Here is a 24,530-nt window from a genome sequence, read left to right as displayed (position 1 = left end):
ACCGAAACGGGTGACTGATGGAACGACCCTCCAACCGAAACATAGTCCGAATCATCCAGGGCCGGAGGGAAGAAGCGGCACGCCGGGTGGTGGAGGAATTCCCCCTGCGGCTGCGGGTCAACGACCATGACCTGGCGACCCTGGTCTGCTCACCCCACCAGCTCAATTACCTGGTCGCCGGCTTCCTGCGCCTGCAGGGCTTCATCGACAGTCTCGACGATATCATCATCATGGGCGTCTGCCAGGCGGACGCCCAGGCCGAGCTGCGGCTCAAACGTGAAATCCCCGGGCAGCTGCGGCCGATCCTGACCTCCGGCTGCGGCACCGGCATCACCTTCAACCTGCCGCAAAGCATCCTCCGTTCTTCCGCCGCCCTTTCCCGCAGCTACCGAACCGCGGACGTCTTCCACGTCATGCGGGAGTTGAACGACCGCGCCGAGCACTACCGCAACCACGGCGGCATCCATTCGGCGGCCATCGGCGACAGCGACGGCCTGCGACTCTACGCCGAGGATATCGGCCGCCACAACACCCTCGACCGACTGGCCGGCGAAGCCCTGTTCCGCAACCTCGACCTGCAGAACAAGCTGCTGGTAACCTCGGGACGGATCTCCACCGAGATGGTCGCCAAGGCGGCCCGCCTCGGCGTCGGCCTGCTGGCCTCGCGTACCTCACCGACCGACAAAGCGATCGACCTCTGCGAACAGGCCGGCATCACTCTGATCGGCTACCTGCGCGGCGACAGGATGGAAATCTTCAGTCATCCGCAGCAGCTGACGGTCTCCCTGAATCAGTGAGCTCCTTGTCGGCGGATAGCACACGTCATTGATCTGCCTGAGCTTCCCAAAAATCACCAGCGAACCTATGGGTGCGCTTAAGATTTCTGGAAATCTCTTGCAGACCAAGCACGTGCACTCTCCATCCAACAGAAACTCACTGATTCAGGGTCTCCTGAACGACCATCCCGCACATCCGTAGTAGGGGCGACCGGCCGGTCGCCCCTGGCCCATGGCGCTTGGAGAAGACAGGGGTCGTCCCCTTACGTTGACGTATGACCATATAAGGACTATATTTAGTTCTGTCAGCGAAGGGAGCGAACCGATGAAACTATCCGACCAGATCAAACCGATCAGTTATCTCAAGTCACATACCGCGGAGATTTTTCGCAACCTGGAAAAACAGGGGAGTCCGTTGATCATCACCCAGAATGGTGAAGCGAAAGCCGTGGTGCAGAATATTCACAGCTACGAACGGGACCAGGAGAGGCTGGCCCTGCTGAAAATCCTGGCCCTCGGCAATCGCCAGATCGAAGAGGGCCGGGTCCAGGCGGCTGAAGATGTTGTCGCCCGACTGAGATCCAAGGGGCTTGAGAGGTAATGGCCGGCAAGGTTTTTTTGACCGACGATGCCGCACACGACCTTGAAGAACTCTACGCCTACGTTGCCCGACACGACATGCCGGAAAAAGCCGATGACCTGCTCCGCCGGATAGAATCGGTTTTTTCCTGCCTGGCCGAGATGCCTCAGCGCGGTGCTTATCCCCGGGAATTGCAGGAACTCGGAATCCGGGAATTTCGCGAGGTCTTTTACAAACCCTATCGCATTATCTACCGAATCACCGGCGAGGACATCTACGTCATGCTGATAACCGACGGCCGCCGGGACATGCAGACCCTTTTGCAGAACCGCCTGCTGTAGAGGCGACCGGCCGATCGCCCTGCCCCGTACCTGAATCCGTGAGTTCCTGTTGGATGGAGAGTGCAAGTGCTTGGTCTGAATGAGATTTCCAAAAATCTGAAGCGCACCCATAGGTTCGCTGGTGATTTTTGGGAAGCTCAGGCAGGGCAATGACTTGTGCTATCCGCCGACAAGGGACTCACGGATTCAGGCCGTAATCACCCCGTAGATTTTTTCGTTGACATTAAATTGGTATTGAAGCACCATAATACCATAATGTTTCACAGAAACACTCCGGGAAGGCTGCGAAACCCGCCTCGCCTGCTATGCTTGAACCTGCAGCAGCGAGCGGTCACGAGCCGTCCCGAACCGTAGAGACACACCTAGAACCCGCCGGGAGAACCTGTATGGCTACCAAGTCCGTCAAGCAGATCGTCGACTTCTGCCAGGAGATCTACGCCGACCTGGATTTCACCCGGGCGCGGCAATGGAAGGAGGCCGAGCCGGGGCGCAAGGTGATCGGCTACATGCCGGTCTATGTCCCGCGGGAGATCATCCATGCCGCCGGCATGCTGCCGCTAGGCATCCTCGGCGGCGGCGCCGACATGGAAGTGATCCACGGCGACGCCTACTACCAGAGCTACATCTGCCGCATCCCCCGCTCGACCATCGACCTGGCGATCACCGGCAAGCTCGACTTCGTCGACGGCATGCTGTTCCCCTCGATCTGCGACGTGATCCGCAACCTGACCGGCATCTGGCAACTGATGTTCAAGGAGAAGTACGTCCGCTACTTCGACACCCCGCAGAATTTCCGCGACGAGATCGGCGGCCGCTTCTACGCCCACGAGCTGGGCGAGCTGCGCGCCGACCTGGAAGAGCTTGCCGGGCGGAAAATCAGCGACGCGCAGCTGAACCGCTCGATCGCCGTCTACAACGAGAACCGCGAATGGGTGAACCGAGTCTACGACTACCGGTCCGCGACCCCGTGGAAGGCCCCGGCCTTCGAGGTCTACCTGCTGATGCGGGCCGGGATGGTGCTGCCGCCGGAGGAGCACAGCGCGCTGCTGCGCGACTACCTGGCGGCGGCCGAGGCCGAGGACCGGCCGCTGCGCGACAACTGCCGGGTGGTGATGACCGGGTCCTTCTGCGAACAACCGCCGCTGAACCTGATCAAGTCGATCGAGCTGGCCGGCTGCTACATCGTCGACGACGATTTCATGCTGGTCAACCGCTGGCTGCTGGAAGAGGTGCCGACCGACGGCGATCCGCTCGCCAACCTCTGCCGGGCCTTTCTGCACCACAGTGCCGAAACCGCCGCCAAGTACGAGGCCGACATGGAGAAGAAGGGCAGCTACCTGCTCGGCCTGATCGAGAAGCGCGGCGCCGAGGGCGTGATCTTCGCCGCGCCGAGCTTCTGCGACCCGGCCCTGCTCGACCAGCCGATGATCGTCAGGCGGGTGGCGGAACGCAACATCCCCTACATCACCATGCAGTACGCCGAGAATTCGGGGCAGATGCAGCCGATCCGCGAACAGGCCGGTACCTTCGCCGATTCGATCAAGTTATGGAGCGCCTCATGAGTCAGGACGTCGTCAAATCCCCCTCGCAGCTCAAGCAGAAGGAGATGATCCGCCGCAACTACGACAAGATCACCAGCGGCGAGGTCAAGGTCTCCTCGACCTTCGTGCCGGGCAACCTCAACGAGCTGCTGATGTGTTTCGATATCGCCAACAACCTGCCGGAGATCAACGCCATCCAGAACGGCATGCGCAAGAAGTCGGGCGAGATGATCGTCGAGGCCGAGCGCAGCGGCCACTCCGAGGATGTCTGCACCTACGTCAAGGCCGACATCGGCATGATGGCCAGGGGCAACATCGCCCCCAACGGCAAGCCGATGCCCGATCCCGACCTGCTGCTGCTCTCCTACACCGGCTGCTTCACCTTCATGAAGTGGTTCGAGCTGCTGCGCGAGGAGTACCGGTGCCCGACGGTGATGCTGCATGTCCCCTACGCCGCCGACGGCCGGCCGACCCAAAACATGCGCGACTACATCGTCAAGCAGCTCAAGGAAGAGGTCATCCCGACCCTGGAACAGGTCTCCGGGATCAAGTTCGACATCGACCGGCTGCGCGAGTACCTGCGCAAGTCGGCCCGGGCCGAAGACGACCTGGTGTGGATGCTGGAGCAGGCCAAGCGCAAGCCCTCCCCCATCGACTGCTACTTCGGCGGGGTCTACTACATGGGCCCGATCTTCACCGCCTTCCGCGGCACCGACGACGCCATCGAGTACTACCGGCTGCTGCGTGCCGAGATCGAGCAGCGGATCGAACAGGGCCTGGGCGCCATGACCCCGGAGGGGGACATGCCGGAGGAGAAGTACCGGCTGGTGGTCGAGGGCCCGCCCAACTGGACCTCCTTCCGCGACTTCTGGAAGATGTTCTACGAGGAGGGCGCGGTGGTGGTGGCCAGCTCCTACACCAAGGTCGGCGGGGTCTACGACTACGACGGCTTCCGCCACGACCCGGAGCATCCCCTCGAAAGCCTGGCCGACTACTGCCTGGGGGTCTACACCAACCGTAACCTGCCGACCCGGGTCGACATGCTGGCCCGCAACGTCATCGAGTACGAGGCCGACGGGCTGCTGATCAACTCGATCAAGAGCTGCAACAGCTTCTCCGCCGGGCAGCTGGTGATGATGCGCGAGGTCGAGAAGCTGACCGGCAAGCCGGCCGCCTTCATCGAGACCGACCTGGTCGATCCGCGCTACTTCTCCGCGGCCAACGTCAAGAACCGCCTGGAGAGCTATTTCCAGATGATCGACCAGAAGCGCCGGGCCGGCGGCTCCGGACCCGCGGCTCCGGCAACCATGAATAAAAGGTCCTGAAGAACAGGACTGAAACCTGAAGCGTTAGGCACCAAGAGCACCAAGAGAGTCAAAACACATTTCAACGGAGAGGCGCAGAGAATGCAGAGATGGAGAGAAACCCAAAGATCTTTGGTTTTCGTTTTACCCTGAAAAGCCCCTGCTTCTCTCTGCGCGCTCTCCCTCTCTGCGCCTCTGCGTTAAAAGGATTTTTTTGGCGACTTGGCGGCAAGCAGTTTTTGTCGGGGTTACGGAACCGGCATTGACCGGGGTGCATCAATAAAGGACAGCTTATGCGGACATTTATCGGAATTGATTTGGGTTCGACCACCACCAAGGCGGTGCTGATGGACGAGAACCGCGAGATCCTCGGCCGCGGCATCACCAACTCCCGCTCCAACTACGATGTTGCCGCCGCGGTCACCAAGCAGGAGGCGAAGATCGCCGCCCGCTTCACCCTCTTCAAACAGCAGCTCGGCACGGCCGGCGGAGTGGAAGCGCTGCTCGAAGACCTGGAGCGGAGTTTCCGCCTGGAACAGTTTCTCACCGAACTGAAGCAGCTCGAAGAGACCTGCGACGGCTATCTCGACCAGCCGCGCTTCAAGGAGAACAAAGCCGCCCTGCGTGAAGCCCTGGCGCCGATCTTCCGCGCCATCGAGGCGGAGGCCCCGCAGATCTACGCCCGCGGCGCCGAACGCAAGTCGGACTTCTTCCGCGACCTGGCCGGGGCGCGTTTCATGAACATCGCCGGCAAGGTGGCCAAGGAGTCCGACATCAGCTTCGAAACCCTGCTCAACATCTACGACAAGTCGATCATTGATGTCGAGAGCCTGGTCCCCGCCGACGAGGAGGTCGGCCGGCAGATGCTCAAGGGACTGGCGCGGGCACTGCAGGACGCGAGCGACGTGGCGATCAGCGAAACCGAGGCCCGGGCGGCACTCACCAGGGTGCTGGCCATCGAGCTGGAGGAGACCTACGTGGTCGGCACCGGCTACGGCCGCATCCGTCTGCCTTTCCCCAAGGAGCATATCCGCTCCGAGATTCTCTGCCACGGCCTCGGCGCCCACATGATGTTCCCGGAAACCCGCACGGTGCTCGACATCGGCGGCCAGGACACCAAAGGGATCCAGGTGGATGAGAACGGCATCGTCACCAACTTCCAGATGAACGACCGCTGCGCGGCCGGCTGCGGCCGCTATCTCGGCTACATCGCCGACGAGATGAACATCGGCCTGCACGAACTCGGCCCGATGGCCATGAAGGCGACCCGGGCACTGCGGATCAACTCCACCTGCACCGTCTTCGCCGGCGCCGAGCTGCGCGACCGCCTGTCCCTCGGCGAGGACCGCGCCGAGATCCTCGCCGGTCTGCACCGCTCGATCATCCTCCGCGCCATGTCGATCCTCTCCCGCGCCGGCGGGGTGCACGACCAGTTCACCTTCACCGGCGGGGTGGCCAAGAACCAGGCCGCGGTGCGGGAACTGCGCAAGCTGGTGCAGGAGAATTACGGCGACGTCACCATCAACATCAGCGCCGCCTCGATTTACACCGGCGCCCTCGGCGGAGCGAGCTTCGCCCACCGGGCGGTGAATTGAACAGAAAAGAGCTTTGCCGCCAAGGCGCCAAGAGCGTCAAGGAAATCACAATCTTTTGGCTTTTCTTGGCGTCCTTGGCGTCTTGGCGGCAAAAGATTTCTTCAAGGCAGTTCCGGAAGGAGAACCGGCATGACCACCAGCATCGGCATCGACGTCGGCTCCGGCGTCATCAAAACCGTTCTTTTCCAGACGGAAGGCGACACCCACCGCTGGCTCGCCCGTCGCGACCTACGCATCCGCCAGAACGACCGCTTCGAGCTGATCGCGGAATCGGTCGAGGCGGTACTCGCCGAAACCGGCCTGCGCCGCGAAGCCGTCGACTACATCGCCACCACCGGCGAGGGGGAGAACGTCAGGGATGCGACCGGGCACTTCTACTCCATGACCACCCACGCCCGGGGCGCTATCTACCTCAACCCCGAGGCCCGGGCGGTGCTCGACATCGGCGCCCTCAACGGCCGGGCGATCCGCATCGACGCCCAGGGCAAGGTGCTCAACTACCGGATGACCAGCCAGTGCGCCTCCGGCTCCGGGCAATTCCTGGAAAACATCTCCCGCTACCTGGGCATCTCGCAGGATGAAATCGGCGAGCTGTCGCGGCAGTCGACCAACCCGGAGAAGGTCAGCGGCATCTGCGCGGTGCTGGCCGAAACCGATGTCATCAACATGGTCTCCCGCTCGATTCCGCCGAGCGACATCCTGCGCGGCATCCACGAATCGATGGCCGGGCGGTTGATCAAGCTGCTCAAGGCGATCGGCGTGGTCCAGGGGGTGGTGATGATGACCGGCGGCCTGGCCCTCGACTCCGGGCTGGTCAAGGCAATGCAGGACGGTATGGACGAACAGAAGATGGCCACCCGCATCGCCACCCACCCCGATTCGCTCTACGCCGGCGCCATCGGCGCGGCGATCTGGGGGGCCTTCCGCTACCACAAGCTGAAGGAGAAGGGGCAGCTGCCGAAGGCGTCCTGAGCCGCGATACTATTTATGAAAATCTCCCGCCGCCAAGACGCCAAGAGCGCCAAAAGATTCAAAACCGATTTAACGGAGAGGCGGGGAGGAGCAGAGCCAGAGAGAGAATCTTATGGGTTCAAAACCAAAAACTGCTTTTGGTTTTCTCTGCGTTCTCTCCCCCTCTGCGGCTCTCCGTTAAAAAAGGTTTTCTTGGCGTTCCTGGCGCCTTGGCGGCCAACCCTGGCCTGAAAAACCGGAGGAACGACAGATGAGCCAGCTGACATTTCGATCACTCCATCCTGATGACCTGGAAGCTGTCTGCGACATCGACAGCCGCATCGTCGGTCGCTCCCGGCGCGGATTTTACGAAAAGCGCCTGACCGTCGCCACGGCGTCACCGGAGACCTTCATCACCAGCGCGGCCCTGCAGAGCGGTCACTTGCGCGGATTCGCCTTCGTCCGGTTGCAGGAAGGGGAATACGGACAGGCCGGCAGGCTGGCGATCTTCGATGTCATCGGCGTTGATCCCGACGTCCAGGGGAAAGGTATCGGCAGCGCGGTTTTGGCCGCGATCGAACAGCGGATGCGAAAGCGGGACGTGGCACAGCTGCGCACCGAGGTCGACTGGAACGATCACGGCATGACCCGCTTCTTCTCCACCTCCGGGTTCAGCCTGACGGCGGGCCGGATCCTGGAACGCGACACCTCGCCGCTGGCCGAACCGGTCGCCGAGATGACCAGCGTCCGGATGGACGGCCAGTGGCGGGTCCACAGCGGTCCCGGAGGCAACGACTACGACACCCTCAGTCGCGACCGGGTGCTGACCCGCTCGCTGCAGGAGGCCGACCTGGATGACGTGGTACGCATCGACCGCAAGCTGACCGGCCGTGAACGCGGCGACTATTATCAGACCAAATTTCGTGAAATGCTGGTAGAATCGGGAATCCGGGTCTCCCTGGTCGCCGAGCGCGACGGGATCATCACCGGGTTCATCATGGCCCGAGTCGATTACGGTGAATTCGGCCGCGCCAGCCAGACGGCGACCCTCGACACCATCGGCGTGCATCCGGCGGAGCAGGGCACCGGCGTCGGCCGGGCCCTGCTCTCCCAGCTGCTGAACAACCTCGCCACCCTGCAGGTCGAGGCGCTGCGGACCCAGGTCGCCTGGGAGGAGTACGAGCTGCGGCGGTTCCTGCAGCGTTGCGGGTTTAACCCGTCCCAGCGTCTGCTGCTGGGCAAGACGATCATTTGAATCAGCTCGCCGCTGATCTGTTATTTCAACAGGGAGAAATCATGCTAACTCAGAAGATACTGGTTCCGCTGGATCAATCCTCCATTTCGGCCCGCACGGTTGAAGGGCTGATCGCCCTCAGGCAACACCTCACCCCGCCTCTGGTCCTGCTGCACGTCCTTGACCTGGAGCGGCTGGCGGTCAGAGGCTTCCCGGAAAAAAGCTACGCGGAATTCGCCGCCCGCGCCCGCCGGGAAGCCGAACAGTTCATCGCCGAACAGAAACAGCGTTTTATACAGGCCGGACTCGCCGTTGAAACCCTGCTCAAGGAAGGGGAAGTGCTGGAAACCATCTGCAAGCTCGCCGACAGCGGCGGCTATGAACTGCTCGCCATCGGCCGCAATCCGGTGAGCGAATTGCGTGATCTGCTGTTCGGCCAGGTTGCAAACAGTGTTATTCATAAGGTAAAGTGTCCGGTACTGGTTCTTTGAGCCTGTGACCGGCAACCGATCGACGGAGGGGTTAGCCCCCCTGGCATCCGTTCCCACCTGACACGGGTGAACAGACCCGGTTCGACCGGTACCCTGCAATGGGTGCGCCTCGGAATCCGGCAGATTCTTTCGGCGCCTCCTTGTCCATCCCGAAGGGAGGACCCTGATGTCAACACTCCCCGCCGGAGGCGAGTTCCTGCTCCGCCCTCCCGCTATCGCCCCTTTCGTTCCGGAGGATTTCACCACGGAACAACGGCAGATCGCCGCCACCACCAAAGCCTTCATCAACAACGAGATCCTCCCCGACCTCGACCGGCTGGAGCAGCAGGACTTCACCCTGTTGCGCGAGAAGCTGCGCCGCTGCGCCGAACTCGGTCTGTTCCTGGTCGACATCCCGGAAGAGTACGACGGCCTGGAACTCGACAAGGCGACCAGCATGCTGGTGGCGGAAACCATCGGTCCGAGCGGCTCCTTTGCCATCACCTCCAGCGGCCAGACCGGGATCGGCTCGCTGCCGCTGGTCTATTACGGCACCGCGGAGCAGAAACAGAAATACCTGGAGAAGCTGACCAGCGGCGCATGGATCGGCGCCTACTGCCTGACCGAGCCCGACTGCGGCAGCGACCCCTTAAGCGCCCGCGCCACCGCCACCCTGTCCAAAGACGGCTCCTGCTACATCCTCAACGGCGTCAAGCAGTTCATCACCAATGCCGCCTTCGCCGACCTGTTCACCGTCTTCGCCAAGATCTACGGCCGACAGTTTTCGGCCTTCCTGGTTGAACGACAGATGGACGGACTCTCCATCGGCCGGGAAGAACAGAAGATGGGGTTGAAAGGAACCTCGACCGCCCAGGTCATCCTGGAGAATGTCCGGGTTCCGGTTGACAACCTGCTCGGCGAGGCCGGCAAGGGACACAAGATCGCCTTCAACGTGCTCAACATCGGTCGCCTGAAACTGGCCGCCACCGTGGTCGGCGCCGCCAAGGGCGCCCTGGCCGAAGCCGCCGGCTACGCCGGGGAGCGCAAGCAGTTCGGCCGGCGGCTGATCGAATTCGGCGCCATCGGCGAGAAACTGGCCGACATGAGCGCCGCCCTGTTTGCCGCCGAATCGGTCCTCTACCGGGTCGCCGGCCTGCTGGACGCGCGTATCGCGGCCCTCGACCGCGGCGGTGACGACTATTACCAACACTACCAGCAGGCGATCGAGGAATATGCCGGGGAATGCGCCATCGCCAAGGTCCTCTGCAGCGAGACCCTGGCCCAGGTCGCCGATGAGGCACTACAGATTCACGGCGGCTACGGCTATATCCGCGACTACCCGGTGGAACGTTTCTACCGGGATCAGCGCATCAACCGGATTTTTGAAGGCACCAACGAAATCAACCGAATGCTGATTCCGACCCTGCTGCTGCGGCGGGCGGACGAGGGAAGGCTGGACCTCTGGCCGCGGGCGCAGGCCGTCAAGGACGCATGGGATTCCGACAAACGGGAGGAAACCGGACAGGAACTCCTCGCGAACGTCAAGACACTCTATCTGCTGTTGCTCGCATCGGTTCAACAGCGGCGCGGGGAACAGGAGATCCTGCTGGCGCTGGGGGACATGGCGGTCGACATTTTCGCCCTCGAAAGTTCCCTGCTCCGGGTTCACCGGGCCGTCTCGGGCGCCAGCGCGCAAAAGCGCTCACTGCTGGAAGCGGCCGCCGGCATCAACAGCTTCGAAATTACCGGCCGCCTCCGCCAGAGCGCCCTGCGCCTCAACGCCTACGGCAGCAACGACCCGGAACTGTTGCCGGGACAGATCGAACGGCTCTGCCGCTACCCGGGCACGGGCCTGCTGGCCGCCAAACGGAGCCTCGCCGCGGCAACCGGCGAAGCGGGGGGGTACCCATTCTGAGTTGAAAAAGTATGATTCCAAGATACCGTGAAAACCTTTTTAACGGAGAGACGCTGAGGAGGAGAGAACGCGGAGTCAAATCTTTAACCTGAATCAAGGTTTAACCCCAAAAAGATTTTCTCTCTGTCTCTGCCCCTCTCCGCCTCAGCGTTAAATCGTTTTTGACCCTTTTGGCGTCTTTTATATTTTTACCCCGCAGGAGGTCCGCCATGAGTTCCGCCGAATTCGCCGCCGTCGATTTTGCCCCGCCGCATGTCGCTCTCGAAGGATCCCCGGAGACCGGGTTCATCTTCTCCTCCGCGCTCCCGCTGCAGCCCTACCGGGAAAACCTCGGCCAGATGCTGCGCCACTGGGCCGAGAAAACTCCGGAGCGGCTCTTCCTCGCCGAGCGCGACAGCAACGGCGGCTGGCGGCGGCTGAACTACGCCGAGGTCAACCGGCAGGCGGATGCCATCGCCCAGGCCCTGCTCGACCGGAAACTGGGGCCCTACCGGCCGGTGATGATTCTCTCCGGCAACGCCGTTGACCACGCCCTGCTGATGCTCGGCTGCTTCATCGCCGGGGTGCCGGCGGTGCCGGTCTCGGTCCCCTACTCCCTGCTGAGCAGAGATCATCTCAAGCTGCGCTTCATCTGCGAAGAAATCTGTCCGGGGATGATCTACGTCGCCGACGCCGAACAGTTCGCGACGCCGCTTGCCGCTCTCAACCTGGACGGAATCGAGATTGTCGCCAGCCGGGGGTCCCTGCCGGAGCAGGCGACCACCCCCTTCGCCGACCTGCTGGCGACCCCGGTCAGCGTCGAGGTCGACAAGGCGCTGGCCCAGGTCGGCAGCAAAACGGTCGCCAAGATTCTCTACACCTCGGGCTCGACCGGGCAGCCCAAGGGGGTCATCAACACCCACGGCATGCTGTGCGCCAACCAGCAGATGCTGGCGCAGATCTGGCCCTTCACCGATCGGACCCCGCCGGTGCTGGTCGACTGGCTGCCCTGGAACCACACCTTCGGCGGCAACCACAACTTCAACCTGGTGCTCAACCAGGGCGGCAGCCTCTACATCGACGACGGCAAGCCGGCGCCGGGGCTGGTGGAGAAGACGGTCCGCAATCTCGCCGAGATCTCGCCGACCATCTATTTCAACGTCCCGGTCGGCTACGCCATGCTGCTGCCGTTCCTCGAGCAGGATGAAAAGCTGCGCAACAGCTTTTTCAAGGACCTGCAGCTGATCTTCTACGCCGGCGCGGCCCTGCCGCAGGATCTCTGGGAACGGCTGGAGAAAGCGGCCGTCCAGGCGACCGGCAGGAAGGTGATGATGACCTCCTCCTGGGGCTCGACCGAAACTTCGCCGCTGGCCACCGCCGCCCACTTCCCGCTGGAGAAGGCCGGGGTGATCGGCATCCCCTGCCCCGGCGTGGCCCTGAAGATGGTGCCCAACGGCGACAGTTTCGAGCTGCGCGTCAAGGGGCCGAACGTGACCCCGGGCTATTTCCGCCGACCGGACCTGACCACGGCCGCCTTCGACGAGGACGGCTATTACCTGATCGGCGACGCCGGCCGCTTCGTCGATCCGGATGAGCCGGCCAGGGGCATCTCCTTCGCCGGACGGGTGGCCGAAGACTTCAAGCTGATGAGCGGCACCTGGGTGCGGGCCGGCCTGCTGCGGGTGGCGGTGCTGGAGGCGGCCGCACCGGTGCTGCAGTTCGCCCTGGTCACCGGTCACGACCGGGAGGAGGTCGGCATCCTCGGCTGGCCGAACCTGGCGGCGTGCAAAAAATTGTGCGACGGCATCGCCGAGGAGATTCCGGCCGCGGAGCTGATCCGCCGACCGGAAATCATCGGGCACCTGCGCCGCGCTCTGGCCCGTTTCAACGCCGCGCAGCAGGGCTCGGCAACCCGCATCGGCCGCGTCATGCTGATGAGCGAACCGCCCGACAGCGACGCCGGAGAAATCACCGACAAGGGCTACATCAACCAGCGCGCCGCCCTGCAGCGGCGTCAGGCGCTGGTCGAGCAGCTCTACGCCAACCCGCCCGGGGCGGCGGTGATGCTCCTTTCCTGAAGGAGAGACAGGTCCATTGCAACAATTACAGGGGTTTTTCAACATTGACGGCGTTTCGCTGGAATACCGGCTGTTCCAGCCCCGGCAGGCAACTGACCCGACCCTGGTTTTCCTCCACGAGGGTCTCGGGTGCGTCGCCATGTGGAAAGATTTTCCTCTCCAGGTCGCGCGGCTGACCGGATGCCGGGTTCTGGTTTACAGCCGGGCGGGCTACGGCCGATCGGACTCCTGTCCCCTGCCGCGTCCGCTGTCCTTCATGCACGACGAAGGGTTGCGCGTGCTGCCGAAAGTCCTGACGGCAGCTGAAATCGAAAGGGCCGTCCTGGTGGGACACAGCGACGGCGCCTCGATCGCCCTGATCCACGCCGGCGGCCTTGCCGACCCGCGCCTGCGGGGACTGATCCTGATGGCCCCGCACGTGTTTGTCGAGGATCTCACCCTGGCCGGCATCCGCGCCGCGCAGGCCGCCTGGCAGACAACTGACCTGCGCGAAAAACTGGCCCGCTACCACGGCGATAATGTTGACTGCGCCTTCCTCGGCTGGAACCGGGCCTGGCTGGATCCCGATTTTGCAGACTGGAACCTGGAAAACTATCTGCCGGCAATCGACATCCCGGTCCTGCTGATTCAGGGCGAACAGGATGATTATGGGACGATCCGACAGCTGGAAAAAATCGTCACGCGGCTGCCACAACAGGCGAAAATGGTCATGCTGCCGGAATGCGGTCATTCGCCCTTTCGTGACAAGCCCACCGAGATCCTGCAGCTGATCGCCGAGTTCCTGCAGCAGCATTTTCTTTCTGCAGCAGCAAGTCCGTCACAGCCGGACGTCCTGATTTATTGACCGGCACGCTGCCCTCGGCATGAACACGCCGACCCCGAATGTTCCGCCTGGCGGAATCTCCTGTCGCCCCACCACTCACGCCTAACAGAACGCTGTTTTTTTACCGATATTTTCTTGACGCGAATATCTTCTTTAAAAATAACAATTTGCTCTCCCCCCAATAGTCAACACCCCCCTTGTCTCCCTGGTTATCGCACTAAATTGGCAAATCAACTGAAGCAAATTCTCCGACCCCCATCCAGGCGGGTTTTGCAATGCGAAACTTAGTTTTGAGTAACATTGTTTTATTTATTTGACATCGCCCCTCTTTCCTATAGATATTAGATATCAGTACCCCCTGCCCAACAATCAAAACTGCAAATGTTCATCATCCTGTCCTGACCGCAGAGCCGGGAGTTCATTTTCGACCCTGCCCGGCCGAACAAGGAGAAGGTTAAAATGAAGGACCATACCGTTGAAGTGGTCTCATCACCTGGCGGAGAGGTGTTGAAGTTCGCCCCGGTCTTCAATGTCGCGGTTCCCTTTATTGACCGCCACCTGGAGGAAGGCCGCGCCGACAAGGTCGTGATGCGCACCAACCGGGGTGTCGAGGTCAGCTATGCCGCGCTGGCCGAAAACGTCAACCGCTGCGGCAACGCCCTGCTTGACCTGGGGATCGCTCGGGGCGAGCGGGTGATCATGATCGTCAAGGACTGCGCCGAGTTTTTCTACTGCTTCTGGGGAGCGATCAAGGCGGGCCTGATCCCGGTGCCGGTCAACACCCTGCTGCGGACAAAGGACTACGCCTACATCATCGCCGACTCCGGCTGCAGCGCGGTCATCTATTCCCCGGAGTTCGCGGCGGAGGTCGAAACGGCCCTGGATCAGCTTGAATCCCGCCCTTCCCATTGCCTTCGGGTCGAGGGGACAGACAACAGCCTGCAGGCCCTGATCGCATCCGCGTCCGCCGATCTGCAGCCGGCGCCGGCCACGGCGGAGGACGACTGTTTCTGGCTTTACTCCTCGGGATCGACCGGCAATCCCAAGGGCGCCGTGCATCGTCATCGGGACATGGTGGTCACCAGTGAGTTTTACGGTGTCCAGGTCCTCGGCATCAGGGAGAATGATGTCTGCTTCTCCGCCGCCAAGCTCTTCTTTGCCTACGGCCTCGGCAACGGCATGACCTTTCCGTTATGGGTCGGTGCCGGCAGCGTCCTTTACGACGCCCGCCCCACGCCGCAAACCGTTTTTGAAACCATCGAGCAGTTCAAACCCAGCCTCTATTTCGGGGTCCCGACCCTCTATGCCGCCCAGCTGCAGGCCCTCGAAAACAGGTCCAGCGACCTGTCCTCGGTCAGGCTCTGCGTCTCCGCCGGCGAAGCCCTGCCGTCCGATCTCTTCAAGCGCTGGCAGCAGAAAACCGGGCTGGTCATCCTCGACGGCATCGGCTCGACCGAACTGCTGCACATTTTTATCTCGAATCGGGAAGAGGACATCAATCCCGGCTCCAGCGGCCGGCTGGTCCCCGGATATGAGGCCCGGATCCTTGATGAGAACGGCAACCCGGTGCCGCAGGGGGAAAGCGGTCGTCTCTGGGTCAGGGGCGACTCCACGGCCCGCTGCTACTGGAACAATCCGGAAAAAACCGCACTGACCATGGTCGACGGCTGGCTCGACACCGGCGACACCTATATCCGGGATCGCCAGGGCTACTACCACTATTGCGGCCGTAACGACGATATGCTGAAAGTCGGCGGCATCTGGTGCTCGCCGTTCGAGATCGAGGCCAAGCTGATCGAGCATCCCCGGGTCCTCGAAGTCGCGGTGGTCGGCAGGGCGGACGACGCCGGGCTGGTCAAGCCTGAAGCCCACATCGTCCTGCACAATCCCGACGACGCGGGCGAGAACCTGGTGACCGAGCTGCTGGCCCATTGCAAGTCCGGCCTGGCTCCCTACAAGTACCCGCGCTGGTTCCAGTTTGTCGCCGAGCTGCCGAAAACCGCCACCGGCAAGATTCAGCGCTTCAAGTTGCGTTCCTGAGCATCACCAGTGACCGGAGTCACAGCCGGGCAGCCGGCCTGCCTGTGACTCCGGATTGACGATCTGCGGAGGACACAAGATGAGCGAAAAGAACGAGACGGGAATCTCCAGACGTGATTTTGTCATCAAGGGGTCGGTCGCGACCGCCGGACTGGCCGCGGCCTCCGTGCTGGGCCCGGCAAGCTTTGCCATCGGCGGCCAGGCCAGGGTCAAGGTCGGCATCCTGCTGCCCTACACCGGCACCTATGCCAAGCTGGGCACCAACATCCGCGATGCCATGAAGCTGCGCTTTGCCGAAGCGGGCAACAAGCTCGGCGGACGGGAGATTGAATTTGTCGATATTGACAGCGAGGCCAAGCCGGCCAAGGCCCAGCAGCTGACCGACAAGCTGATCCGGAAGGAAAATGTTGATTTTCTGGTCGGCCCCGTTCATTCGGTGGTCGGCATGGCGATGGTCAAGATGGCGCGGGGCAAGGGCCCGATTACCGTCATCCCCAACGCCGGCGCCGACCAGTTGACCGGGGTCCTCTGTGCTCCCAATGTCTTCCGCACCTCCTTCTCCAGTTACCAGATGGGCTTCCCCGGGGGACCGGCGGTCCTGGATGACGGCCACAAGCGGGTGGTGCTGATGTACTGGAATTACGGTTTCGGCAAGCAGGTCGCCGCGGCCTTCAAGAAGTCCTTCCTGCCCGCCGGGGGCACCATCGTCAAGGAGATCCCCACCCCCTTCCCGAAGGTCGATTTCCAGGCCTACCTGACCGAACTGGCGGCGCTGAAACCGGACGCGGTCTACACCTTTTACGCCGGCGGCGGCGCGGTCAAGTTCGTCAAGGACTTTGCCGCCGCGGGACTGAAAAAATCGATCAAGCTCTATGGCGCCGGCTTCCTGACCGAAGGCCTGGGCGCGGCGCAGGGCGACGCCGCCGAAGGGGTGCGCACCATCCTGCACTATGCCGACACCCTGGACAATCCGGCCAACCACCGCTTCAGAAAGGCCTTCAAGGATGCCACCGGAGCCCGGGCCGATGTCTACGCGGTGCAGGGCTATGATGCCGGCGAACTGATCCTGCGAGGGATGGCCGCGGTGAAGGGCGATACCGGGGCCCGCGCCGAAATGATCCGGGCGATGGAAAGTGCTGAAATCGACAGCCCCCGCGGCAAGCTGCGTTTCTCTAAGTCGCACAACCCGATTCACGATATCTACCTGCGGGAAGTTGTCCAGGGTGAAAATCGTGTTGTCCGGGTCGCTGCCAGGGACCAGGACGATCCCGCCACCGGGTGTTCCAACGCGTAAAGTTGCACCCTTCACCCGGCACGGCTTGCTGAGCCGGGTGAAGGGTGCAGCTCCAGGACAGGCTGACAATGGAACTCTCTTTTTACCTGGTCCAGCTCCTCAACGCCATCCAGTACGGATTCCTGCTGTTCCTGGTCGCCAGCGGCCTGACCCTGCTGTTCGGCATCATGGGAATCATCAACCTGGCCCATGGTTCCTTTTACATGATCGGCGCCTACCTGGCCTACGGGTTGACGGAGATGACCGGCAGCCTCTGGCTCGGCATCCTGCTCGGGTTGCCGATTGCGCTGCTGGTGGGCTACCTGGTGGAGCGGTTCGCCATCTCCTTTCTCTACAAGCGTGACCACCTCTACCAGGTGCTGCTGACCTTTGCCCTGATTCTCATTTTCAATGAACTGCAGCAGATCCTCTGGGGCACCGATGTTCACGGCGTGGCGATTCCAGCTCCCCTGGCCGGATCGATTCCGCTGACCGAGAACCAGAGCTACCCAGTCTATCGCCTGTTTATCTCGGCCGTCTGCATCGCCATCGCCGGCGGCATGTCCTGGGTGATTCAGAAAACCCGCCTGGGGATGATGATCCGCGCCGGAGCGAGCAACCGCGAGATGGTCCAGGCCCTCGGCATCGACGTCAACCGGCTGTTCGCCCTGGTCTTCAGCCTCGGTGTGGCGCTGGCGGCGTTCGCCGGGATGCTGGCGGCACCGGTCGATTCGGTCTACCCGGGGATGGGAGAGAATGTGCTGATCATCTCCTTCGTCGTGGTGGTGATCGGCGGCACCGGCTCGATCAAGGGAGCCTTCATCGGCGCCATGCTGATCGGCCTGGTGAGCACCTTCGGCAAGGTGCTGCTGCCCGAGATGGCCAGTATCATGGCCTATGCGCTGATGGCATTGATTCTGCTGTGGCGGCCGCAGGGGCTGTTCGGGAGGGCCCACTGAGATGGCCGTAACCACCCGCTCCCTGACGCTGCCGGCAGCGCTGCTGATCCTGGTCCTGTTTCCGCTGTTCGGCTCAAGCTTCTACGTCGGGCTGTTGACCCGGATTCTCATCCTGGCCATTTTCGCCATGAGCCTCGACCTGCTGATCGGCTATACCGGCCTGGTCAGTTTCGGCCACGCCGCTTTTTTCGGCATCGGCGGCTACGCCCTGGCCATCGCCTTTCAGGATGCCACGACAATCCATCTCTGGCAGGCCCTGCCTCTCTCGCTGGCGGCGGCACTGGCCGCCCTGGTAGTCGGCTGGATCAGCATCCGCACCAGCGGCATCTATTTCATCATGATCACCCTGGCCTTCGGTCAGATGTTTTTCTACTACTTCTTCGAGTCACCCCGCTACGGCGGCGATGACGGCATCTTCCTGTTCTTCAAACCGGTGCTGATGATCGGCACCGAGAGCATTCTCAACCTGGAAAACGAGAACACTTTCTACTATTTCGCGCTGGGCTGCCTGGTGACCGGCTATCTGCTGCTGGCGATGATCCTGCGGGCTCCCTTCGGCAAGGTCATCACCGCCATCAAGGCCAACGAACACCGGGTCCGGGCCCTCGGCTACTCCATCAACCGCTACAAGCTGGTGAGCTTCGTGATCGCCGGAACCCTGGCCGGGCTGGCCGGTTTTCTCGAAGGAGCCCACAGCGGCTACGTCAACCCCTCCTACATGAGCTGGCACTCGTCCGGAATTGCCATTGCCATCGCCATCGTCGTCCTCGGCGGCATGGGAACCCTCTACGGCCCGATCGTCGGCGCCTTTATTGTCGTGCTGCTGCAGGATTTTCTGCCCTCGCTGACCGAACACTGGCAACTGCTGTTCGGCGGCATCGTCATCTCGGTGGCTCTGTTTCTGCCCCGGGGGGCGACCAGCCTGCTGCCGCGAATTCTCTCCCGGCGACAGACAACACGGCCCGACTCTCCGCCTCCGGAAGACGGCCCGCGGGAGCCTGCCGATGGCTGACACGATTCTGCGCACCGATCATTTGAGCAAGAGCTTCGGCGGCCTGGTTGCAGCCAGCAACGTCTCCCTCGATTTTGAACGGGGACAGGTCCACGCCGTCATCGGCCCGAACGGAGCGGGGAAAACCACCCTGATCAACCTGCTCTCGGGAGATCTGCAGCCCGATGACGGGTCCATCCTGTTCAACGGCAAACATATAACCCATCTGCCACCTGACCGGATTTCACAGCTCGGGATCGGCCGCAGCTACCAGAAAACCAATATTTTCAATGAGTTCAGCTGCTATGAAAACTGCTGGGTCGCCGCCCAGTCGCGCCTGAAGACATCGATGCGCTTTTTCAGGCCGGCGAGCCGCCTGAAAACGGTACGGGAACGGGCCGAGAAGGCGCTGGAACTCTGCGGCCTCAGCCGCCGCTGTGATACACGGGCGGCAGCGATGAGCTACGGTGAGCAGCGCCAGCTCGAAATCGGCATGATGCTGGCGACCGAACCGGAACTGCTGCTGCTCGACGAACCGCTGGCGGGGATGGGCAGTGAAGAATCACGCCGGGTGATCGAACTGCTGCGGCGTCTGGCTGAAAACCATACCCTGATCCTGATCGAACACGACATGGATGCCGTCTTCGCGATTGCCGAAAAACTCACCGTGATGGTGAACGGCCGGGTCCTGGAAACCGGAACCGTAGAGCAGATCCGCAACAGCCGGGCGGTGCAGGATGTCTATCTCGGCGAAGAGGAGGCCGACGGATGACGCGACCCGCGGAGGTGCCGATCCTTGAAGCCGAAGAGCTGCACACCTATTACGGCGCCAGCCACATCCTGCACGGCATCAGCCTCAGCATCCGGACGGGAGAAACCCTGTCCCTGATGGGTCGCAACGGCATGGGCAAGACCACCTTGCTGCGCTCGCTGCTGGGCCTGACACCGCCGCGCCGGGGAACGGTGAAGGTCCATGGCCGCGACATGACCGGCGCCCCGCCGCAGAAAATCGTCCGCCGGGGTATCGCCTTCGTCCCCGAGGACCGCGGCATTTTCCCCAACCTGACGGTCAGGGAAAACCTGGTCATGGCGGCCCGCCCCGGCCCCACCGGCCGCAGGGACTGGGATCTTACCCGGATACTCGACACCTTCCCCCGCCTGGCGGAACGCACGAGCAACATGGGCAACCATCTCTCCGGAGGGGAACAGCAGATGCTCACCGTCGGTCGGGCGCTGATGACCAATCCGGACCTGCTGATCCTGGATGAGGCCACCGAAGGGCTGGCCCCGCTGATCCGCAAGGAAATCTGGTCGGTGGTCCGGACAATCAAGCAGAGCGGCATCGCCGTCGTTATCGTCGACAAGGACATCAAGTCGCTGCTGAAATTGGCCGACCGGAACATCATTATCAGCAAAGGCCGGATTGTTTACGAAGGTGACTCGGCAGATTTAGCTGCGAAGCCCGAAATCCATACCCGGTACCTGGGAGTCTAGTACCCAGTAACCCATAAACTTTCGTATCTTGCTGGTTATTTGCCGCGCCAGCTACGTTGCACTTTACAGTTACATAGCTACGGCTATGCAACTGAAAGTACGCCTTGCCGGCTCGCCAAATCCCGGCGCAATCTTACGAAGTTTTATGGGGTACAGGGTACTAGGAAGTTGTCGGACTCCGGCAGCATGGAGGAGAGGTCTTATGTCCAGGAAAAAGAAGACGACTGAAGAACTCGGTTCGGCCCGCTGGGTGAAAAATCTGATCCATGAATTCTGGGCGACCAGCCCGCAGAACACCCTCGCAAACGGCACCGGCGAGAAGGCCTGGGACGAGCCGCTGGTCGGCTTCGCGCGTGCCAACCACCCCCTCTTCCGGCAATATGCCGCGGATTTCTCGCCCTTCTACTGGACTCCGGAGCAGGCTTTTCAACTGGCCTTCCCGGAGGATCCGGCAACCGCGGAGGAACTGAGCGTCATCAGCTGGGTGCTGCCGCAAACGGCCGCCACCCGGTCCGACCAGGGCCAGGCCGACAAGGTTCCCGCTGAGCGCTGGGCCCGGTCACGGGATTTCGGCGAACGCTTCAACTGCGCCCTGCGCCTGCACCTGGCCGCCACCCTGACCGCGGCGGGCTATCCGGCCGTCGCCCCGGAACGTCTCCCCGGTTTCGGATTCCAGCGCTCCGAACGTTTCGGGCTGGCCTCGAACTGGTCCGAGCGTCACACCGCCCACGCCGCCGGGCTCGGCACCTTCGGCCTCAGCGACGGGCTGATCACGCCGCGCGGCAAGGCGATACGCGTCGGTTCGGTCGTCGCCCGCATCGACCTGCCCGGCACCCCGCACCCCTACGACCATCATCAGGCCTGGTGCCTGTGGCACGCCCGGGGAACCTGCCGGGAATGCGTCCGTCGCTGCCCGGCTGACGCCATCAGCGACGCCGGACACGACAAGGACAAATGTTTCACCTACATCCAGCAGGTGACCGCCCCCTACGCCCAGCAGACCTTCGGCACCGAGGCCACCCCCTGCGGCCTGTGCCAGGTCGGCATCCCCTGCGAAGCGCGGATCCCGGCCTGACGTAGGGGCGGGTTTCGTGCCGGGCGGGTTTGAAACCCGCCCCTACGCCCCTACGGTTGTTCCGGATACAATTGGTCCATCTCCCATCGAACGGGATTGGTGCGGATGTATTCACGAATCCGGTTCAATTCGTCTTCATCGCGTACAACACGTTCCCAATAATTGCGTTGCCATAATTTCACACCGGGGGTGTTGCGGATTTCGTTGATACAACGTGCCGAAAATGTTTTGAACCCACGGACAATTTCCGATAACCCATGCCGTTTGATATCTGTAGGGGCGGGTTCTGTACGGGCGGGTTCTGTACGGGCGGGTTTCAAACCCGCCCCTACGGGTATGGGATCGATGGGCATCAATATGATAATCCCGTGAAAATGGTTGGGCATGATCACCGATTCATCCAATGTCACATGACAATAATGATTCGGCAAACCATGCCAGCAGTCTTTCACCACCCGGCCGAAATCATTCAACACCATCACCCCGTCCACAATATCCCCGAACAGACATTCCCGATTTTGCGCGCAGATAGTCACGAAATAGGCCCCAGGACGTGAATAATCGTAGCCGCGCAAACGAATCGAACGACGGTGATGGATATCAGGATTGTAATTCATGTCCCCCCCCCTTTCCGTACGGGCGGGTTTCAAACCCGCCCCTACACCCCGGGCGGCACCATTGTACGGGCGGGTTTCAAACCCGCCCCTACACCCCGGGCGGCACCATTGTACGGGCGGGTTTCAAACCCGCCCCTACACCCCGGGCGGCACCATTGTACGGGCGGGTTTCAAACCCGCCCCTACACCCCGGGCGGCACCATTGTACGGGCGGGTTTCAAACCCGCCCCTACACCCCGGGCGGCACCATGTACGGGCGGGTTTCAAACCCGCCCCTACACCCCGGGCGGCACCATGTACGGGCGGCACCATGTACGGGCGGCACCATGTACGGGCGGGTTTCAAACCCGCCCCTACGCGTTACGCGCACATCCTATCCAAAATAACTCCAATCTTCCAGCATAGGACAACCCTCGCGGGCCACCAATTCCACTCTGCGGAATCCAATTCCAAAATAGTTGACATCTCCTCCCGGCTCATGGCAGGATACGAACATTGTTTTAAGAACCTCCGCCCGCATCCTGTCCCGGCGAAGGAAAATGGACCATGAGCAACGAAACCGGCACCGAAAAATCTCCCCAGATCATCACCGCCCTGGCACGCGGGCTGAGCGTCCTGCGCTGCTTCGGCAAGGGGGACCGCTTCCTCGGCAACCAGGAAATCGCCGCGCGAACCGGCCTGCCGAAAGCGACCGTCTCGCGCCTGACCCAGACCCTGACGGCCCTCGGCTACCTGAACCACTCCAAACGCTTCAACCAGTACAGCCTCGGCGTCGCCGTCCTGTCACTGGGTTATTCCCTGCTCGGCAACTCCGACATCCTCAAGGCGGCCAGACCGCTGATGCAGGAGCTGGCCGACCATGCCGAGGCCTCGGTCTCGCTGGCGGCCCGCGACGGCCTGCACATGGTCTACCTGGAAAACTGCGTCGCCCACGCCAACATGATCACCCTGCGCATCGATGTCGGGGCACGTACCCGCATCGCCAACACCGCCATGGGCCGGGCCCTGCTGTGCGGCCTGCCGGAGCAGGAACGAAGCGAACTCATCGCCGAGATCCGCCAGGCCACCGCCAGAGAGGAGTGGCCGGCGATCAAGGCGGGCATCGAGCAGGGCGCCGTCGACTACCGGGAAAAGGGCTTCTGCTTTTCCCTCGGCGACTGGCGGGAAAACGTCAACTCCATCGCCGTGCCGCTGATCCACGCCGACGGCACGGTCCAGGCGATCAACTGCGGGGGACCGTCCTGGCAGCTCAGCGCCGAAAAGCTCGAACACGAAATCGGCCCGCGACTGATCGAAATCTCACGACGACTGGCAAATCTATAGGAGGCAAAGATGCAGTTTGGACTCACCGACGAACAGAAGATGATGCAGGACCTGGCCCGGGATTTCGCCCTCAAGGAGATCCAGCCCACCCTCAAGGAGGATGAGGCGAATCACCGCTACCGCCCCGAGCGGGTCAAGCAGATGGCCGAACTCGGCTTCTTCGGCTGCGCCCTGCCGGAAGAGTACGGCGGCAACGGCTTCGGCTTCCTGGAATCGGTACTGCTGGCCGAGCAGATCGCCAAGGTCAGCGGCTCGTGGCGCCTGCCCTTCAACATGCAGAACATCGGCCCGGCGGTGACGGTCAACAAGTTCGGCACCAAAGAGCAGAAGGAACGCTTCATCCCCAACTGGGTCAATGCCGACGCCTGCGGTTTCTTCGCCATCACCGAGCCCAACTCCGGCTCCGACGTCGCCAGCATGCGAACCACGGCAACCGACTGTGGTGACCACTGGGAACTCAACGGCCAGAAGATGTGGATTTCCAACGCCCACGTCGGTGACTGGGGCCTGGTTTACGCCTTCACCGACCGCGAGAAGAAATACAAGGGCATGACCTGCTTCATCGTCAACCTCAAGGACAACGAGGGGATCGTCACCGCCCCGATCGACACCAAGCTCGGCCTGCACTGCGCCCCGACCGGCGAAATCGCCTTCACCAAAGCGAAAATCCCCAAGGATTCGGTCCTCGGCGAGGTCGGCCAGGGCTTCCAGATCTGCATGTGGCAGCTCAACAACACCCGCATCAGCTGCGCCGCCGGGGCCTTGGGGATTGCCGGCGGCGCCATCGACGCCGCCATCGAATACGCCAACGAGCGCACCCAGTTCGGCAAGAAGATCGGCGCCTACCAGATGATCCAGGCCCAGATCGCCGACATGGTCGCCGAGCATGACGCCGCCAAGATGCTGGTCTACCGGGCCGCCTGGCTCAAGGACCAGGGACTGCCCAACCAGCAGCAGACCTCCATCGCCAAGCTCTTCGCCTCCGAGGCCGCGGTGCACGCCGCCAGCGCGACGATGAAAATCTTCGGCAGCTACGGCTTCTCGACCGAGTACCCGGCCGAGCGATTCCTGCGCGACGCCCAGTCGCTGCGGGTGGTCGAAGGAACCAGCAACATCCAGAAAACCATCATCGCCGGCATCGCCATGGGTGATGTACCCAATCGCTGACAGG

Annotated in this window: 22 protein-coding genes; 21 read left to right on the top strand and 1 reads right to left on the bottom strand. The window is 62.3% G+C overall.

Annotated features, from left to right (window positions below):
• Positions 1-17 precede the first annotated feature (17 nt).
• The 19 genes from fdhD to C2E25_RS04330 all read left to right on the top strand — a co-directional run bounded on the left by fdhD (position 18) and on the right by C2E25_RS04330 (position 21,419).
• Positions 18-797 carry a formate dehydrogenase accessory sulfurtransferase FdhD gene (gene fdhD / locus C2E25_RS04420; RefSeq protein WP_103114580.1) on the top strand — a complete coding sequence of 260 codons (780 nt, stop codon included), beginning with the start codon at positions 18-20 and terminating at the stop codon, positions 795-797.
• A gap of 304 nt (positions 798-1,101) precedes the next feature.
• Positions 1,102-1,377, top strand: a complete 276-nt coding sequence (locus C2E25_RS04415) for a type II toxin-antitoxin system Phd/YefM family antitoxin (protein ID WP_103114579.1) — start codon at positions 1,102-1,104, stop codon at positions 1,375-1,377.
• On the top strand, positions 1,377-1,697 hold the full coding sequence (locus C2E25_RS04410; RefSeq protein ID WP_103114578.1) for a type II toxin-antitoxin system RelE/ParE family toxin: 321 nt from the start codon (positions 1,377-1,379) through the stop codon (positions 1,695-1,697). The genes C2E25_RS04415 and C2E25_RS04410 overlap by 1 nt, the downstream gene beginning before the upstream one ends.
• Positions 1,698-2,083: 386 nt before the next feature.
• Positions 2,084-3,259 carry a benzoyl-CoA reductase subunit C gene (gene bcrC, locus C2E25_RS04405; RefSeq protein ID WP_103114577.1) on the top strand — a complete coding sequence of 392 codons (1,176 nt, stop codon included), beginning with the start codon at positions 2,084-2,086 and terminating at the stop codon, positions 3,257-3,259.
• Entirely contained in the window at positions 3,256-4,563 is a 1,308-nt protein-coding gene (bcrB, locus tag C2E25_RS04400; protein WP_103114576.1) for a benzoyl-CoA reductase subunit B, read from the top strand. Before bcrC ends, bcrB begins: the two co-directional genes overlap by 4 nt.
• 272 nt (positions 4,564-4,835) lie before the next feature.
• Positions 4,836-6,137, top strand: coding sequence for a benzoyl-CoA reductase subunit A (gene bcrA, locus C2E25_RS04395; protein ID WP_103114575.1), 1,302 nt, complete (start codon positions 4,836-4,838; stop codon positions 6,135-6,137).
• Positions 6,138-6,266: 129 nt separating this feature from the next.
• On the top strand, positions 6,267-7,109 hold the full coding sequence (bcrD, locus tag C2E25_RS04390; protein WP_103114574.1) for a benzoyl-CoA reductase subunit D: 843 nt from the start codon (positions 6,267-6,269) through the stop codon (positions 7,107-7,109).
• Between the two features lie 250 nt (positions 7,110-7,359).
• Entirely contained in the window at positions 7,360-8,343 is a 984-nt protein-coding gene (locus C2E25_RS04385; protein WP_103114573.1) for a GNAT family N-acetyltransferase, read from the top strand.
• Positions 8,344-8,384: 41 nt separating this feature from the next.
• On the top strand, positions 8,385-8,813 hold the full coding sequence (locus C2E25_RS04380) for a universal stress protein (protein WP_103114572.1): 429 nt from the start codon (positions 8,385-8,387) through the stop codon (positions 8,811-8,813).
• Between the two features lie 166 nt (positions 8,814-8,979).
• Positions 8,980-10,707 (top strand): acyl-CoA dehydrogenase family protein, encoded by a 1,728-nt coding sequence (locus tag C2E25_RS04375; protein WP_103114571.1) that lies wholly within the window; start codon positions 8,980-8,982, stop codon positions 10,705-10,707.
• Positions 10,708-10,916: 209 nt separating this feature from the next.
• Positions 10,917-12,764, top strand: coding sequence for a feruloyl-CoA synthase (locus C2E25_RS04370; RefSeq protein WP_103114570.1), 1,848 nt, complete (start codon positions 10,917-10,919; stop codon positions 12,762-12,764).
• A 16-nt stretch (positions 12,765-12,780) separates the two neighbouring features.
• On the top strand, positions 12,781-13,608 hold the full coding sequence (locus tag C2E25_RS04365) for an alpha/beta fold hydrolase (protein WP_103114569.1): 828 nt from the start codon (positions 12,781-12,783) through the stop codon (positions 13,606-13,608).
• 438 nt (positions 13,609-14,046) lie between these two features.
• Positions 14,047-15,627, top strand: coding sequence for a benzoate-CoA ligase family protein (locus C2E25_RS04360; RefSeq protein WP_103114568.1), 1,581 nt, complete (start codon positions 14,047-14,049; stop codon positions 15,625-15,627).
• Positions 15,628-15,706: 79 nt separating this feature from the next.
• A complete protein-coding gene (locus C2E25_RS04355; protein WP_103114567.1) occupies positions 15,707-16,921 on the top strand; it encodes an ABC transporter substrate-binding protein in 1,215 nt (404 codons plus the stop codon).
• 68 nt (positions 16,922-16,989) lie between these two features.
• Positions 16,990-17,859 (top strand): branched-chain amino acid ABC transporter permease, encoded by an 870-nt coding sequence (locus C2E25_RS04350; RefSeq protein WP_103114566.1) that lies wholly within the window; start codon positions 16,990-16,992, stop codon positions 17,857-17,859.
• Position 17,860: 1 nt separating this feature from the next.
• Positions 17,861-18,871, top strand: coding sequence for a branched-chain amino acid ABC transporter permease (locus C2E25_RS04345; RefSeq protein WP_103114565.1), 1,011 nt, complete (start codon positions 17,861-17,863; stop codon positions 18,869-18,871).
• The gene (locus C2E25_RS04340) at positions 18,864-19,622 is read left to right on the top strand and encodes an ABC transporter ATP-binding protein (protein WP_103114564.1); all 759 of its coding nucleotides are present in this window, start codon (positions 18,864-18,866) and stop codon (positions 19,620-19,622) included. The genes C2E25_RS04345 and C2E25_RS04340 overlap by 8 nt, the downstream gene beginning before the upstream one ends.
• Complete coding sequence (locus C2E25_RS04335; protein WP_103114563.1) at positions 19,619-20,344, top strand: ABC transporter ATP-binding protein; 726 nt, start codon at positions 19,619-19,621, stop codon at positions 20,342-20,344. The genes C2E25_RS04340 and C2E25_RS04335 overlap by 4 nt, the downstream gene beginning before the upstream one ends.
• Positions 20,345-20,546: 202 nt before the next feature.
• Positions 20,547-21,419: a 4Fe-4S ferredoxin gene (locus C2E25_RS04330; protein ID WP_103114562.1), complete on the top strand. Its 873-nt coding sequence runs from the start codon at positions 20,547-20,549 to the stop codon at positions 21,417-21,419.
• 50 nt (positions 21,420-21,469) lie between these two features.
• On the opposite strand, the gene C2E25_RS04325 is transcribed toward C2E25_RS04330, so the two are convergent.
• Positions 21,470-22,036 carry a transposase gene (locus C2E25_RS04325; RefSeq protein ID WP_103114561.1) on the bottom strand — a complete coding sequence of 189 codons (567 nt, stop codon included), beginning with the start codon at positions 22,034-22,036 and terminating at the stop codon, positions 21,470-21,472.
• 546 nt (positions 22,037-22,582) lie between these two features.
• On the opposite strand from C2E25_RS04325, the gene C2E25_RS04320 reads away from it, so the two are divergent.
• Both C2E25_RS04320 and C2E25_RS04315 read left to right on the top strand, forming a co-directional pair.
• A complete protein-coding gene (locus C2E25_RS04320; protein WP_103114560.1) occupies positions 22,583-23,359 on the top strand; it encodes an IclR family transcriptional regulator in 777 nt (258 codons plus the stop codon).
• Positions 23,360-23,368: 9 nt separating this feature from the next.
• Complete coding sequence (locus tag C2E25_RS04315; protein WP_103114559.1) at positions 23,369-24,526, top strand: acyl-CoA dehydrogenase family protein; 1,158 nt, start codon at positions 23,369-23,371, stop codon at positions 24,524-24,526.
• The last annotated feature ends 4 nt before the right edge of the window (positions 24,527-24,530 follow it).

It is taken from the genome of Geothermobacter hydrogeniphilus (assembly GCF_002898515.1).
Taxonomy (GTDB): Bacteria; Desulfobacterota; Desulfuromonadia; order Desulfuromonadales; family Geothermobacteraceae; genus Geothermobacter_A.
Note: the sequence above shows the minus strand (reverse complement) of the source record. Positions and strands in the feature narration are given on the sequence as shown.